The 14723-nt window shown below is 55.7% G+C and carries 13 protein-coding genes and 1 tRNA gene; 5 read left to right on the top strand and 9 right to left on the bottom strand.

The window, feature by feature from the left end; translation table 11 throughout:
• Positions 1–413, top strand: a 413-nt coding sequence (locus tag C5Y44_RS03350) for an integrase core domain-containing protein (RefSeq protein ID WP_146108470.1), incomplete at its 5' end; no start/stop codon positions are given.
• Positions 414–517: 104 nt separating this feature from the next.
• Here the strand turns inward: C5Y44_RS03350 and C5Y44_RS03355 are convergent.
• Positions 518–593, bottom strand: a tRNA-Arg gene (locus C5Y44_RS03355).
• Positions 594–770: 177 nt separating this feature from the next.
• Between C5Y44_RS03355 and C5Y44_RS03360 the strand changes: the two genes are divergently transcribed.
• Positions 771–1067: a hypothetical protein gene (locus C5Y44_RS03360; protein WP_105323678.1), complete on the top strand. Its 297-nt coding sequence runs from the start codon at positions 771–773 to the stop codon at positions 1065–1067.
• Here the strand turns inward: C5Y44_RS03360 and C5Y44_RS03365 are convergent.
• The 4 genes from C5Y44_RS03365 to C5Y44_RS03380 form a co-directional block, all read right to left on the bottom strand.
• Positions 1064–1348 carry a mycoredoxin gene (locus tag C5Y44_RS03365; RefSeq protein WP_105323679.1) on the bottom strand — a complete coding sequence of 95 codons (285 nt, stop codon included), beginning with the start codon at positions 1346–1348 and terminating at the stop codon, positions 1064–1066. The two genes, C5Y44_RS03360 and C5Y44_RS03365, sit on opposite strands and share 4 nt — an antisense overlap.
• A gap of 2 nt (positions 1349–1350) precedes the next feature.
• Complete coding sequence (locus tag C5Y44_RS03370; RefSeq protein ID WP_105323680.1) at positions 1351–1887, bottom strand: dihydrofolate reductase; 537 nt, start codon at positions 1885–1887, stop codon at positions 1351–1353.
• A gap of 9 nt (positions 1888–1896) precedes the next feature.
• On the bottom strand, positions 1897–2709 hold the full coding sequence (locus C5Y44_RS03375) for a thymidylate synthase (protein ID WP_105323681.1): 813 nt from the start codon (positions 2707–2709) through the stop codon (positions 1897–1899).
• A gap of 64 nt (positions 2710–2773) precedes the next feature.
• Complete coding sequence (locus C5Y44_RS03380; RefSeq protein ID WP_105323682.1) at positions 2774–3532, bottom strand: 3'(2'),5'-bisphosphate nucleotidase CysQ; 759 nt, start codon at positions 3530–3532, stop codon at positions 2774–2776.
• Positions 3533–3567: 35 nt separating this feature from the next.
• Between C5Y44_RS03380 and C5Y44_RS03385 the strand changes: the two genes are divergently transcribed.
• Together C5Y44_RS03385 and C5Y44_RS03390 are read left to right on the top strand one after the other, a co-directional pair.
• Entirely contained in the window at positions 3568–8562 is a 4995-nt protein-coding gene (locus C5Y44_RS03385; protein ID WP_105323683.1) for an ATP-dependent helicase, read from the top strand.
• The gene (locus C5Y44_RS03390) at positions 8562–9395 is read left to right on the top strand and encodes a DNA-formamidopyrimidine glycosylase family protein (RefSeq protein WP_105323684.1); all 834 of its coding nucleotides are present in this window, start codon (positions 8562–8564) and stop codon (positions 9393–9395) included. The genes C5Y44_RS03385 and C5Y44_RS03390 overlap by 1 nt, the downstream gene beginning before the upstream one ends.
• Here the strand turns inward: C5Y44_RS03390 and C5Y44_RS03395 are convergent.
• Complete coding sequence (locus C5Y44_RS03395; RefSeq protein WP_105323685.1) at positions 9392–9685, bottom strand: hypothetical protein; 294 nt, start codon at positions 9683–9685, stop codon at positions 9392–9394. The genes C5Y44_RS03390 and C5Y44_RS03395 overlap by 4 nt on opposite strands.
• Positions 9686–9998: 313 nt before the next feature.
• On the opposite strand from C5Y44_RS03395, the gene C5Y44_RS03400 reads away from it, so the two are divergent.
• Positions 9999–10412: a YccF domain-containing protein gene (locus C5Y44_RS03400; protein ID WP_105323686.1), complete on the top strand. Its 414-nt coding sequence runs from the start codon at positions 9999–10001 to the stop codon at positions 10410–10412.
• Positions 10413–10503: 91 nt separating this feature from the next.
• On the opposite strand, the gene C5Y44_RS03405 is transcribed toward C5Y44_RS03400, so the two are convergent.
• The 3 genes from C5Y44_RS03405 to C5Y44_RS03415 form a co-directional block, all read right to left on the bottom strand.
• Positions 10504–11220 (bottom strand): DedA family protein, encoded by a 717-nt coding sequence (locus tag C5Y44_RS03405; protein ID WP_199185971.1) that lies wholly within the window; start codon positions 11218–11220, stop codon positions 10504–10506.
• A 108-nt stretch (positions 11221–11328) separates the two neighbouring features.
• A complete protein-coding gene (pgi, locus tag C5Y44_RS03410; RefSeq protein WP_105323688.1) occupies positions 11329–12963 on the bottom strand; it encodes a glucose-6-phosphate isomerase in 1635 nt (544 codons plus the stop codon).
• 168 nt (positions 12964–13131) lie between these two features.
• Positions 13132–14559, bottom strand: a complete 1428-nt coding sequence (locus C5Y44_RS03415) for a Na+/H+ antiporter family protein (RefSeq protein ID WP_105323689.1) — start codon at positions 14557–14559, stop codon at positions 13132–13134.
• Positions 14560–14723 lie beyond the last annotated feature (164 nt).

The raw sequence follows: 14723 nt of genomic DNA on the forward strand, positions 1-14723 counted from the left end.
AAACCATGAAGAAATGGCTCAAACAAAGACCACCAGCCAGCAGCATCGAAGAACTACAAACACTCCTCGACGAATGGCGCCACCACTACAACCACATCCGACCCCACAGCGCGATTAAAGCCAACACCCCATACGAGGCCTATAACGCACTGCCCAAAGCCACACCAGGAGACATAGAACAAGACGAATGGCGCATCCGCACCGACATCGTCGACAAAGCCGGACGCGTATGCATCCGCTACGCCGGCCGCCAATACCACCTAGGAATCGGCAGAGGCTACACCGGAACACGCGTAGACATGGTCATCGTCGACAAACACGTCATTACATCCAAACAAGAAACTAACGAAGTACTCACAGAACACGTCATCGATGTATCCCGCGACTACCAAAAACCGCTCTGGAAAACATAACCACCAAAACGCGGAAAAGCAGCCACCATTCACCAGAACAGTAACTGCTTTTCCGTCAACCATCACTCGACTCATAGTGTCAACTATGTACCGACTGAGGACAATGGTGCCCTAGACAGGAGTCGAACCTGCGACACCGGCTTTAGGAGAGCCGTGCTCTATCCACTGAGCTACTAAGGCAGGGCCGTTCACAACAAACTGCGAATCAAAAAGACTCAGCGAAAGTCAGTTGTGAACATCTCTAGGTTACCCGAGTAGTAGCCACGAGCTAAAACTGGGATGTGATGTTGGTCTGCCACGGAGGTTTAGCGCCAGAATATGGCGTATCACTATCCCCGTTGCGCTAGTTTGATGAGTATGAATCATCAAGAAAATACTGACGGTGTAGAACCACAATTTATTGACGTCCAACGCCGCGAGATTATTGCGCGCACGGTTTCGGTGGAAGATGGGGTGGAGACCTTGTCCATCGAAAAGCTTGTGCGCGGAAGCGAACCCAAGCGCATCATGCTGCTGAATAAATTTGATGCCCAGCAGCTCAAAGATGTTTTAGATGAATACCTAAAGACCATCTATTCCAAAGAGCTAGCTGGGCTTAACACCACGCTGTCTCCGAAAGACATGTTGGAGCTTTTCGGAGAAGACGAGAATTAGTTACTCAACTCCTCGAGCTTTGCGCGCACGTCAGCAGCCGGTGGGTTGGTGGCGTGGGTGCCATCGGAGTACAGCACGGTGGGAACCACGCGGTTGCCGTTATTAACGGACTTAATCCACTCATTGAGCTCGTCATTACCTTCTGCGCCATTATCGACGTCAACGGCCGCATAAGGGGTTTGCGACTGGTCTAAGTCTGAGCGCAGACGGGCGCAAAATGGGCACCAGTCAGCGAAGAAAACAGTGACGTGTTCGGTAGTTTTAGGAGTTGCGATTGCCATTTTTAGGCAGCGTCCTTTCGTTCATAACTAATAAATCGATACTTAATGGGCAGCTCGCTCGCCGGCTGATTCGGAATGGTCAGATGGCCTTTTGCTGAGGTCTGCCATCCGGAATCAGAAGTCTGGCTAAAAGTCTCAGGAATGTAGGGCGCAAAGACGGCATCATCGCCATATGCGTCGGCAACATTGACATCCATAAGAGTTACCTCCAGGACATCCATCTGCTCTAAAGTCGAGGCATACAGCTTGCCACCGCCCATGATCCATCCTTCGGTCAACTCCGGCAAGCGGTTTAAGACCGTCGCGCCGTTAGACCACTGGCCAGGCTCACGCGTTGAAAGCACAAAGTTCTCACGCCCGGGGAGTGGACGGAATTTCTCAGGAAGTGACTCCCACGTATTGCGTCCCATAATGACCGGGCTGCCCAAGGTGACTTCTTTAAAATGAGCTAGATCTTCTGGCACGTGCCACGGCATTTGTCTGCCGTCGCCGATGATTCCATCCAAGGACTGTGCCCAAATCGCACCAAGAAAGCTCATGGTTTTATCCTAGACCGACACTGGCGCTTTGATAGCTGGGTGTGGGTCATAACCTTCTACCTCAAAGTCCTCGAAGCTGTAGTCAAAGATGCTCTTTGCCTTCTTCAACTTCAGCTGTGGGTATTCGCGTGGCTCACGGGAGAGCTGCTCTTTGACCTGCTCAACGTGGTTATTGTAGATGTGCACATCGCCACCGGTCCAGATGAGTTCACCGACTTCCAGGTCTGCCTGCTGGGCAAACATATGGGTCAGTGCGGCGTAGGAAGCAATGTTGAATGGAACTCCCAAAAACATGTCAGCGGAGCGCTGGTAGACCTGCATCGATAGCTTGCCTTCGGCAACATAGAGCTGGAAGAGCAAGTGGCATGGCATCAGTGCCATCTTGTCTAGCTCAGAAACATTCCACGCAGAGACCAGGATGCGGCGCGAATCAGGGTTATTCTTGAGCTGATCCATTACCGTCTGGATCTGGTCAATGTGCTGGCCATCTGGGGTAGGCCAAGAGCGCCACTGCACGCCGTAGACAGGGCCCAGCTCGCCGTTGTCATCAGCCCACTCGTTCCAGATGCGGATCTTGTTTTCCTGCAGCCAAGACACGTTGGATTCCCCGCGCAAGAACCACAGCAGCTCGCCGATAACACCGTGGAAATAAACCTTCTTGGTGGTCAGCAGTGGAAAAGACTTGCTTAAGTCATAACGCAGCTGATGTCCGAAAAGCGACCGCGTTCCGGTGCCGGTGCGGTCGGATTTTTGAGCACCGTTGTCGAGGACGTTTTTTAAAAGCTCTTCATATGGAGTTGGGATGGAAGCGGCGTTAGTCATGCCGCTTAGTTTAGGGGATGAGGCGAATTTAGTCATTCGGCCTAATCACCGCGAAAACCAGCGGCTAAAAGCCTGGGTTATCTGCTGCGAATTTCGCTGCGTGCTCTAGGATTTCATCGGCCAATTCTGGACGGCACACCACTAAATCGGGGATGTAGGTGTCTTCGTGGTTGAAAGTGATGGGGCTGCCATCGAGACGTGAGCAGTGCAGGCCTGAGGCTAAGGCCACACCGACTGGGGCTGCTTGGTCCCACTCGTATTGTCCGCCGGCGTGGATATAGCCGTCATAATCGCCCAAAAGGACGTGCATGGCCTTAGCGCCTGCGGAGCCGATTCCGACTGCGTCGTAGCCCATTTGCTGCGTGATGTATTCCGCGACCTTGGGTGGGCGGTTGCGCGAGACCACGAATTTCTTCGACAGTGGTCCTTGCACAGCGCGTACATCCGAGGACTTAAAAGTAACGCCTAAGTCTGGCAGACCCACCGCGGCGTGCTTGGGGATTCCGTCGATAACAAGTGCGATGTGCACCGCCCAGTCCTGGCGGCCGGTGGCAAATTCTTTGGTGCCATCGAGTGGATCGACAATCCACACGCGCTCTTTACCCAGCCGGTCTAGGTCATCCACGGCTTCTTCGGATAAGAATCCGTCGTTGGGGCGGTGTTGTTCTAGGACGCGGGAGATCCACGATTGGGCTAGTTCATCACCAGCGTCTCCTAGGGCGCGGCCGCGCAAAAGGCCGCCTTTACGGACACCTTTTAGAATCTCGCCGCAACCTTCAGCGATCATATTGGTCAAGCGAGCATCAGAGAGCTGGACTGTCATAGTTCCTAAGACTACCCATCGCGATAAAGTAAGGCATGGCCAAAAACATTCTGTCGCGCTTCAAGCCAGCTGTTGCTGGATGGTTCGAGGATGTTTTCACCGAACCAACCGCCGTCCAAGCCCAGTCTTGGGATGCTATTTCCCAAGGCAATCATGCTTTGCTGGTGGCACCGACCGGTTCGGGTAAAACCCTGGCTGCATTCTTGTGGGCGCTGAACAATCTGATTGAGCGCGAAGGCCAAACGTCATTACCGTTGTCTGCAGGAAATGACGGGGGCGGATCGTCTAGTTCTAAAAGTGGTGTCGATTTTTCTGCCGCTGGCTCATCGAGAGCCAGTGGCGTGAAGGTGCTCTACATTTCGCCGCTGAAAGCTTTGGGCGTGGATATTGAGCGCAACCTGCGGGTGCCGTTGGCGGGTATCTCACGCGTGGCGCAGCGCCTAGGAGTGGACGAGCCGGATATTTCTATTGGCGTGCGCTCTGGTGATACCCCGCAGTCGGAGCGCAACCGGCAGCTACGCAAACCACCTGATGTTTTAATCACCACGCCGGAATCGGCATATTTGATGCTGACGTCTAAGGCCGCGGGCATTTTGGCGTCGGTGGAGACAGTCATCATTGATGAAATCCATGCGATTGCTGGCTCTAAGCGCGGGGTGCACATGGCGTTGACCATGGAGCGCCTAGCAAAGGTAGCAGGGGAGTTTCAGCGCATCGGTTTGTCTGCCACGGTGCGTCCGCTGGAAACCGTTGCGAACTTTCTTGGTGGTGGGCGGCCGGTGGAGATTATTGCGCCGCCAGCGAAGAAGAAGTGGCAGTTGGATATCCACGTCCCAGTCGAGGACATGTCAGATCTGCCCACGCCGGAGCAAGGTTCCACTATCGGTGAGATGACGGTGGATGATCCATTGGGGATTACCGAATCGGCCCTGCCGGTGGCGAGCTCTATTTGGCCTTTCATTGAGCAGGCCGTCTACGACCAAGTGATGGAGCATCGCTCGACGCTGGTCTTTGTGAACTCGCGGCGCACCGCAGAGCGCCTGACCTCCAGACTGAATGAAATCTGGGCGTCAATTCATGACCCGGAATCGTTGTCGCCGGAGCTGCGGCGCGACCCAGCGCAGCTGATGAAGGCTGTGGATGTTGCTGGCAAAGCGCCGGCAGTCATTGCGCGAGCGCATCACGGTTCGGTGTCTAAAGATGAGCGCGCGATGACTGAGACCATGCTCAAAGAAGGTGCGCTGCGTGCCGTGGTGTCCACGAGTTCTTTGGAACTGGGCATCGATATGGGTGCGGTAGAACTTGTCATCCAGGTGGAATCCCCACCGGCGGTGGCCTCTGGTTTGCAGCGCATCGGGCGCGCCGGGCACGTCGTCGGTGCTACTAGTCATGGCTCTTTCTACCCCAAGCACAGGGCTGACCTTCTGCAGACCACGGTGGTGGTGCAGAAGATGGTGGAAGGGGGCATCGAAAAGCTGCATATCCCCACCAACCCGTTGGACGTGTTGGCGCAGCATACCGTCGCCGCGGTAGCTGCTGCCCCGGAGGGCTTAACCGCCGATGACTGGTATGACACCGTCACCCGGGCCTGGCAGTACCGCGATTTGGCGCGAGAGGTTTTTGACTCTGTCATTGACTTGGTCTCTGGTGTGTACCCGTCGACCGATTTTGCGGAGCTGCGCCCACGCGTGGTCTATGACCGGATTACCGGTGTGATGACCGCGCGGCCCGGCGCGCAACGGGTGGCGGTGACTAATGCGGGCACGATTCCGGACCGCGGCATGTTTGGTGTGTTCATCGCCGGTGGTGAGGGTGCCCCGCGGCGCGTGGGTGAACTCGATGAAGAGATGGTCTATGAATCGCGCGTTGGCGATGTGTTTACCCTTGGTGCGTCCTCGTGGCGGATTGAGGACATCACCCGCGATCAGGTCATAGTCACCCCGGCCCCGGGGCATACGGGCCGCTTGCCGTTTTGGTCGGGTGATTCCGCTGGTAGGCCTTATGAATTAGGCCAAGCCATCGGTGCGTTTCGCCGTGAAGCGCACGCGAATCCGGAGCTAATTACCCATACTGATGCGTGGGCGAAGGATAACCTGCGCGCCTTTTTGCACGAGCAATATGAGGCCACGGGCTCGATTCCGGATGAATCGACCTTGGTGATGGAACGGTTTAAAGATGAGCTAGGGGACTGGCGCATCGTGTTGCACTCGCCCTTTGGCCGCGGAGTCAATGCGCCGTGGGCGTTGGCGATTGGCGCGCGCATCGCCGAGCGCACCGGGATGGACGCTCAGGCGGTGGCCGGAGATGATGGCATCGTGCTGCGCCTGCCGGAAGGGGAGGCGGAGCCGGACGCGTCGATCTTTGCCTTCGACCCGGATGAGATTGAAGATATCGTCACCGAGCAAGTCGGCGGCTCAGCGCTGTTTGCCTCGCGGTTTCGTGAGTGTGCGGCGCGTGCTTTGTTATTGCCCAAACGCAATCCGGGCAAGCGCGCGCCGTTGTGGCAGCAGCGCCAGCGCGCTGAGCAGCTCTTGGACGTGGCGCGGAAGTATCCGTCTTTCCCCATCATTTTGGAAACGGTGCGCGAGTGTCTCCAAGACGTCTACGATGTGCCAAGCCTCGTCGAGGTCACCCGAAATATAGCGCATCGCAAAGTGCGTATCGCGGAAGTTACCACGGAGCAGCCTTCGCCTTTTGCATCCTCGTTGTTGTTTAACTACACCGGCGCATTTATGTACGAGGGCGATAGCCCGCTGGCCGAAAAACGCGCGGCAGCACTTGCCCTGGACCCGGCGTTGTTGGCCAAGTTATTAGGCACAGTCGAGTTGCGTGAGCTTCTAGAGCCCGAGATCATTGCTGAGGTCCATGCGCAGCTACAGCGCACCGACGCGACCCGGCGCCCGCAGACTAGCGAGCAGGTCGCCGATATGTTGCGAGTCATCGGTCCTGTCCCAGTGGATTCTTTGGGGGAGCACACCGACGTGCCGCTGCAAACCCTGCACCAGCAACTCGGCCATCGCATCATGGAGGTACGCATCGGCGGGCGCATGCACCTAGCCCAATCCCAAGATGCCGCCTTGCTTCGCGATGGTCTCGGAATCCCTGTTCCACCAGGTATCCCCGCGCAGGTAGAAACGATTACCGATGCACTCGACCAGCTGGTATCACGCTGGGCACGCACCAGAGGTCCGTTTGTGCTGCGGGAGCTTGCCGATGCCTTCTCCCTCTCCGTATCCATCGCGCATTCCACCATCGAACGCATGGACTCTGTCATCGAAGGCCACTACCGCCAAGGCGTGGATGAAGTCGAGTACTGTGCCAACGAGGTCCTGCGCGTTATTCGCTCCCGCTCTTTGGCACGAGCACGTGCGCAAACCGAACCGGTTTCAGCTGCGACTTTTGGCCGCTTCTTGCCGGACTGGAATAACGTCGCGCCAGTTATTGAAGGTGCTACCGGCAATATGCGTCGACCCACCTTGCGCGGTGCCGATGGTGTCTATGCCGTACTCGAACAGCTCACTGGGGTGCGCCTGCCGGCATCGGCCTGGGAATCAATGGTGCTGCCATCCCGCGTTGGCGACTATTCACCGATCATGCTCGATGAGCTAACTGCTAATGGCGAAGTGCTCATCGTCGGCGCGGGCAAAGCCGGTTCCTCTGATCCCTGGGTGATGCTGCTTCCTGCCGATTACGCCGCGGGTCTTGTCCCCATCCAGGATGAGGAAATCTCCGGCCTTACTGGATTACAAGAATCTACCTTGGCATTGCTCTCGCGCGGCGGTGGATTCCTGTTTGCTGATATCTACCGCGATACCTCCATCTCTAATGAACGTGGTTTAGACGTGGGCGTCGGCGCGGGCAGCGATGCTCCCACCACGGAACATGTACGGGAAGCGATCTGGGGACTAGTAGAGATGGGCCTTGTCAGCCCTGATTCTTTCGCACCCATCCGCACGCGTTTGTCCGCGCACGGTTCCGGGCGCACGGCACATAGGCAAAAGCGTCGCCCGCAGCGCTCCCGCCTGCGCATGGGACGTACCTCTTTCGCACAAACCCAACGCGCTAACCCGACCCCGCCGGATATGAATGGCCGCTGGGCATTGACCATCCCGGCATCGCACGATGCCACGGCGCGCTCTGCCGCCCAGGGCGAAGCCTGGCTGGATCGCTATGGCGTGGTCACCCGCGGCTCGGTGGTCTCTGAAGACGTCCTCGGCGGCTTCGCCCTGGCCTATAAGGTTCTATCCGGCTTTGAGGAATCCGGCAAAGCCATGCGCGGATACGTCATTGAAGGACTCGGCGCTGCGCAATTTTCCACTCCTGCGGTTATTGACCGCCTGCGTGGGTTGAGTGATTCCCCGGACATCACCGGCTGGCCCTCCGGCACCACCACGCCCGATACCGTGGTGCTGGCCGCCTGCGACCCCGCCAACCCCTACGGCGCTGCTTTGCCATGGCCGCAGCAAGGACCATCGCGTGCCGCCGGTGCACTCGTCGTGCTTATCGATGGCCTCTGCGCAGCCCACCTCACCCGCGGCGGCAAGACGCTCACGACCTTCTTTGACCAGCTTCCCGAAGGTATCGACCACGCCCAAGCACTCGAATATGTCTACCGCGCGCTCATGGCACTAATTTCTACCGGGCGCCTGAGCCCCTTAGTCATCGAAAAAGCCAACGGTGCTTCCATCTTCGACTCCACAATCGCGAACCAACTTCGCGCCCTGGGCGCCGGCATCAGCCCGCGCGGTATCCGCCTTGCCACCAAGTCCGTCGCCCCTCGCGTACCCAACGCGCCGGGCACGGGGAGAGAACAAGGCACGACGAATGCGCCCGGTACCTTCGAATGGGATGTAGACGCTGAGCAGGACACCGAATTGCCGAGTCCACGGCGGGGCAGAAGCATCAACGAGGCTCTAGACGAGCTCAGCTTTGATGACCCGCCGACGGAAGAACCGCCACAACAGCGACGCTCCGGACCGATGCGTCCGCGTCGGGGACCGCAGCCGCCACGAGGAAGAGGAAGGCGATAATGCCAGAAGGCGATTCAGTCTTACAGCTGTCCAACAAGATGCAGTTCATGGTCGGCCGCGAAGTCACCTATACCTCCATCCGAGTTCCGCGCTATGCCACGGCCACGTTTACTGGCGACTATTGCGAAAATGTCTGGCCCTATGGCAAGCATCTATTCATGCAGTTTGGGGAGCAGATTCTGCACACCCATCTGAAGATGGAAGGGCAGTGGTCCATTCATTATGAGGGCGATAAGTGGCGCAAGCCTGGGTTTAGTGCCCGCGTAGTTTTACGCCTGGCCAATAGCCCGCGTGATATCGAAGTGGTTGGACACAGCCTTGGCAACGTGGATGTGTACCCGATTGAGAACTACTACGACCATATTGAGCACCTAGGGCCAGATATTTTGGATGAGCAATGGGAGACAGATGGCCGTGATGAAGCTATCGGCCGAATCCTTGCTCGGCCGCAGCGATCAATTGGTGCTGCATTGCTGGATCAAAAGAATATCGCGGGCATTGGCAACGAGTACCGCGCCGAAGCCTGCTTCATCGCCGGCATCCACCCCAGTGACTCTGTGGCAGCCATCGGGCCTGAGCTAGTAGAAAAGATCGTGGACATCTCCCACCGCATCATGTGGGCGAATAGAAATTCCCCCGTGCGCGTGACCACCGGCGTGCGGCGCGCCGGGGAGACCACCTATGTCTTTGGACGAAACCACAAGCGTTGCCGACGCTGCGGCACCGCCATCTACACAGACAGACTCGGCGGCCCCGACGCCGGCGGTGAAGAAGGCGAGCTAGAGCGCATCATCTGGGTCTGCCCACACTGCCAACCACATAGAGAAACTTAGAGTACGGCGTGTGCTTTGTTCATTGACTTGGTGTAGCGGAATTCTTGCGCAACTGTGTTGCGGATAAGCCGGATGATAAATAACACTACAAAGATTCCTCCGCATATAGCCGCTATCGTAAACATCGAGTGTGCTTGCTCTATAAGACGAAGGGCTTCATCGGTTAGTGCACCATCAGCACCTGCGTGGAGCGTCATTTGAGCGCCATGCATTTTATTGAACCCCATGACGAAACAAACGCTGGTAACCACTAGTGCTGCAAGTTCTAGTGCTAATAAAACAAATCGCATTGCCATCCTTTGCTCGGTTGCGTTTATCCTCAACGACGGTTTGTGCCTTGGGGAGCACTTTTGCATGCCGAAACACAGGTTCCCCCTTTGAGCCCCAAATACTACTTTCGATTGACTATAAGCCGAATAGTTGCAAAGTCAAGGAAACTAAAGGGATGTGACTATCTGTGAGTTCCTGTAGATGGCTGTGAACGTCTTTGATGGTGCATCGCGATTAGATTGTCCGACTACCAAATCTTAAGTTTTGGCGACAGTCTAAAAATGGAGGTAAACCCTGATGTCAATGTCGGTGATGTCGACTAGGTTAGGTTCTATGAAAACTATCCTGAACATCATCTGGTTTATCTTCGGTGGCTTCTTTCTAGCGGCGGGGTATTTCCTTGCCGGTGTTATTGCATGCATCCTTGTTGTGACTATCCCCGCGGGTGTGGCTAGTTTCCGCATGGCCAGCTACGCGCTGTGGCCATTTGGTCGCAGCGTTGTGCAGCCGACTAAGGGAACTGGCGGATTTTCTGCCATCGGTAACCTCATCTGGTTCCTCGTCGCCGGTCTGTGGCTGGCGATTGGCCACGTCGTTACCGCAGCTGGCCAAGCCGTCACCATCGTCGGTATTCCGCTAGCGATTGCCAATATCAAGATGATTCCGGTGACCTGCTTCCCATTCGGACGCAGCATCGTGCCATCGGATCGCATTCCTTTCGGCTACGAGCCAATGGTTAAGCTCTAAGCCCGCAGGCGCAACGACAGCGCCGCGCGCCCTCCAAGAAAATGGGAGAGTGCGCGGCGCTGTTTTTAACTTTTTGTATATTGTTGCGGTGTTAATCTTTGGTGCGCGAAGACGAGCTGACGCCGGGAGCATCGGAAACCTGCGAAGCATCGGCTTGCTGTGACTGCTTGGAAACTGTGGTGGTGTCGCGGGTGGCTGCCTTACGCTTTTGGCTCCGGCGGATGAGCAGTACCAAAACCACGATGATCGCTAGGGCAATAAGGGCATAAATGACGGTGGAGTACTGATCGATATAGTCAGCGACCAACGTATATGACTGACCCAGCCACATCCCTAACCAGATGAGAGTCGCGTTCCAACCAGCTGAACCTATGGCCGTCCAGAGCGTGAACTTAATCGGATTAAGCCGGTCAATGCCCGCGGGGATGGAAATGAGCGAGCGAATACCGGGGATGAAACGGCCGAAAAAGACCGAGGCCGGGCCGTATTTATCAAACCAGTATAAAGCGCCATCAACGTCACTTGCTTCAACCAGCCACATCCAGTCCGCAATCTTGCGTAGACGCTCTGCGCCAATCCACGCGCCAATGCCGTACAGTGCCCAGGCGCCCAAGATGGAGCCGACAGTAGCCCAAATAAAGGTGGGCCAGAAACCTAGGTTGCCCTGTGAGATAGTAAACCCGGCCAGCGGCAGCACTACTTCAGAAGGGATTGGTGGAAAGAGGTTCTCCAATAAAATAGCGATGCCAACGCCGGGGGCGCCGAGGATTTCCATTAACTGGATAATCCACTCGATTATTCCTTGCACGATGTTTATCCGTTTCCTTCTGGACTCACGTTAACTGCTCTATTGTGCCCAAGAAGTATGAACTGGCCGTGGCCAGCGACTGGATGTTTCCTGCGTGAATTCTGTTAATTAACGGTGCTTAAGAAACCAGGAGATCAGCGCATCGGTCGATTCATCCCCCGTGTTGATCTCAGCCTTTCCTGAAACCGCAGGTGCTAAGTCATTAGCTTGCTGTTTTCCAAGTTCCACGCCCCATTGGTCAAAGGAGTTGATATCCCAAATAACACCTTCGACAAACACGATGTGTTCGTAAAGCGCAATCAAGCTGCCCAATGCAGCAGGGGTGAGCTCTTCGGCCAAGATAGTGGTGGTGGGGCGATTGCCCGGCATGACTTTGTGGGCCACGAGTTCTTCTGCGATGCCTTCGCTGGCAATTTCTTCTGCGGTCTTGCCAAAAGCCAGCACCTTGGTTTGAGCGAAGAGATTGCCCATGAGCAGATCATGCATGGAGCCTGTGCCATCGGCAGTGGGGAAATCTTCCTTCGGGCGGGCAAAGCCAATGAAATCAGCCGGAACTAAGTGCGTGCCCTGGTGCAGTAGCTGGAAGAAAGCATGCTGGCCATTGGTTCCAGGCTCACCCCAGTAAATTGGGCTGGTGGTGGTTGCCACTGCAGAACCGTCGTGGTGCACGGACTTGCCGTTAGATTCCATCGTCAGCTGCTGCAGGTAAGCAGGGAAGCGGCCCAGATCTTCAGAGTAGGGAAGCACGGCGTGAGATTGTGCACCGTAAAAATTGGTGTACCAGACGCTCAGCAGCGCCATGAGTGCTGGAACATTAGATTCCAGCGGCGTAGTGCGGAAGTGCTCATCCATGGCGTGGAAGCCTTCGAGGAAACGCATGAAATCTAGCGGGCCAATGGTGCACATCAGCGACAAGCCAATGGCTGCATCGACAGAGTAACGTCCGCCGACCCAGTTCCAGAACCCAAACATGTTCTGAGTGTCAATGCCGAATTCTGCCACCTTTTCGGCGTTGGTCGATACCGCAACAAAGTGCTTGGCGATGGCAGATTCATCACCATCGAATTGCTCCAGCATCCAACGACGAGCAGCGTGGGCGTTAGCCAAAGTTTCCTGCGTGGTAAAAGTCTTGGAAGCAATGATGAAAAGAGTGGAGCCGGCATCGAGTCCATCCAAAGTCTTTGCCAAATCCGCTGGGTCTACATTGGAGACGAACTCTGCAGAAATTCCTGCAACTTCATAGCTGCGCAGCGCCTGGGCTGCCATCGCAGGCCCCAAATCAGAACCGCCGATGCCGATGTTGACGACTTTTTTGATGGTGTGGCCGGTATGCCCCAGCCACTTTCCCGAACGCAAAGCGGTTGCGAAATCACGCATGCGACCGAGTACTTCGTGAACATCGGCAGCGACATCTTGAGCATCGACCACCAGGTCATCTTCGACCGGAAGGCGCAACGCGGTATGCAGCACGGCGCGGTCTTCGGTGGTGTTGATGTGCTTACCGCTAAACATGTCTGCGCGGCGTGCTTCAACCCCTGCTTGCTCAGCCAGTTCTACTAACGCTGCAACTACCTCGGAATCGATGAGATTTTTTGAAAGGTCGACATGCAGCCCTGCAGCATCGAAAGTTAAAGCCGAAGCACGGGTGGCATCGGCAGCAAAAAGCTGTCGAAGCGTCGTTTCCTTCTTGGCTTCAAAGAGTTGCTGAAGCTTTGCCCATGCAGGTTGTTGCGTGATTTCCATGATTGACCTTTCAATTACCAGCGGTAAACGAGCTGAAGTAGGGGTGAGATAGGTAACCTAGCCACTTCCTAAACTAGTCAAAATATTAGTTTAAGGGGCAAAATAAATGCGGCTTCTCCACAAAATTTGGGAGAAACCGCGAAAGAAAATTCTAAATGGTGCGTGGTGTTAGAGAACCAAAGCTGCAATCCAGCCGGCGATCAGCAACGGAATGTTGTAGTGAATGAAGGTCGGAATGACCGAATCACGAATGTGGTCGTGTTGACCATCAGCATTCAAGCCTGCTGTTGGGCCCAGCGTGGAGTCCGAGGCAGGTGAGCCTGCATCGCCAAGAGCGCCGGCGGTGCCGATGATAGCGACGGTTGCCATGGTGGAAAAGCCCAAAGACATGCACAGTGGAACGAAAATCACGGTGATGATTGGCAGGGTAGAGAAGGAAGAGCCAATGCCCATGGTGACGATGAGGCCGACAATCAGCATTGCTGCGGCCGCGGCTGCCTGATTATCGCCGAAGATGGACGTCACGTCGTCGACTAGCGCTTCGACCTCACCGGTCTCGGTCATAACAGCTGCAAAACCTTGCGCGGTAATCATGATGAAGCCAATGAGCGCCATCATCTTCATACCGGAAGAAAATACGTCATCGGCCTTCTTCCACTCCACAGCGCCGGTGAGCAACAAGATAGCCAGACCAACTAGGGCACCGACTAACAGGCCATCGGCTTCAAAGCTCATAGCCTGCATGGCAACCTGAACCACGAAGGTTGCGACGATAGCAATCAGTGCAACGCGCACCTTGTAGGAAGAAACTTCCTGACTGTCCGGCTCTTCAGCCAAAGGACGATCTTCGTAGACACGTGGCTTGCGGTAGCTGATGAATACAGCAATGAGCAGACCCGCCACCATGCCTGCTGCAGGGATAGCCATGACCTGCATGATGTTGATGCCGGAGGTGTCCAAGCCCGCCTCATTGATGTTGAACAACAAGATGTCGTTCAAGAAAATGGAGCCGAAACCTACGGGCACAAACATGTAGGTGGTGACCAAACCGAAAGTCAGCACGGAAGCAATCAGGCGGCGGTCAATGCCGAGCTTGTTAAAGACCGTGAGCAGTGGGGGAACAATGAGCGGGATGAAAGCAATGTGAACCGGGATTACGTTCTGGCTCATAATGGCCATCGCGAGCAGACCTGCCACGATGAGATACTTTGTCGTGGTTACTGCCTTCTGGCTGGCATTGTGCACGATCGGATCCGCTGGATCTTCCTCGGCATCAATGTCGCCTGCGCCGCCTGCAGTAGCAAACTGAGATACTTTGGATTTGGTCGCATTAACTCGGGCAAGCAGGAGATTCGCCAAGATTTGGGGCAAGCCTGTCGAAGCCACACCCATGGCAAAAGCGCCGAGCAGGGCGTAGCTCAACGCGATTTTGGCGCCACCGCCAAGGCCATCTTGGAAGGCAAGCATGGTGCCGTCTAGTCCCATGCCTGCGAGCAGACCTCCGACAAGCGAACCAAGAAACATTGCGACGACGACATGCACGCGCACTAGGGCCAGCACGAGCATGACCACCACAGCAATTAAGACAGCATTCATAATTAATCAGGGTATTAGCAGGGTCCTTTTATAAAAAATTAGGATTGCCTGCAAAAACGTGATTCTTATCCCAGCAAGATGGGGAAGTGGTCCACACCCTATGAATGCATAGAGTTGGGGTAGCGCTTTAAAAGCGCTACCCCATAAGACTGGTGTCGTATGAG

It is taken from the genome of Corynebacterium sp. J010B-136, from assembly GCF_002967075.1.
Classification (GTDB): domain Bacteria; phylum Actinomycetota; class Actinomycetes; order Mycobacteriales; family Mycobacteriaceae; genus Corynebacterium.

Bases quoted from the DNA above. Each gene is read 5' to 3' on its own strand.
- C5Y44_RS03385 (WP_105323683.1), top strand. From the start codon at position 3,568: ATGGCCAAAAACATTCTGTCGCGCTTCAAGCCAGCTGTTGCTGGATGG.
- C5Y44_RS03400 (WP_105323686.1), top strand. From the start codon at position 9,999: ATGAAAACTATCCTGAACATCATCTGGTTTATCTTCGGTGGCTTCTTT.
- C5Y44_RS03390 (WP_105323684.1), top strand. From the start codon at position 8,562: ATGCCAGAAGGCGATTCAGTCTTACAGCTGTCCAACAAGATGCAGTTC.
- C5Y44_RS03395 (WP_105323685.1), bottom strand. From the start codon at position 9,685: ATGCGATTTGTTTTATTAGCACTAGAACTTGCAGCACTAGTGGTTACC.
- C5Y44_RS03360 (WP_105323678.1), top strand. From the start codon at position 771: ATGAATCATCAAGAAAATACTGACGGTGTAGAACCACAATTTATTGAC.
- C5Y44_RS03415 (WP_105323689.1), bottom strand. From the start codon at position 14,559: ATGAATGCTGTCTTAATTGCTGTGGTGGTCATGCTCGTGCTGGCCCTA.
- C5Y44_RS03370 (WP_105323680.1), bottom strand. From the start codon at position 1,887: ATGAGCTTTCTTGGTGCGATTTGGGCACAGTCCTTGGATGGAATCATC.
- C5Y44_RS03365 (WP_105323679.1), bottom strand. From the start codon at position 1,348: ATGGCAATCGCAACTCCTAAAACTACCGAACACGTCACTGTTTTCTTC.
- pgi (WP_105323688.1), bottom strand. From the start codon at position 12,963: ATGGAAATCACGCAACAACCTGCATGGGCAAAGCTTCAGCAACTCTTT.
- C5Y44_RS03380 (WP_105323682.1), bottom strand. From the start codon at position 3,532: ATGACAGTCCAGCTCTCTGATGCTCGCTTGACCAATATGATCGCTGAA.
- C5Y44_RS03375 (WP_105323681.1), bottom strand. From the start codon at position 2,709: ATGACTAACGCCGCTTCCATCCCAACTCCATATGAAGAGCTTTTAAAA.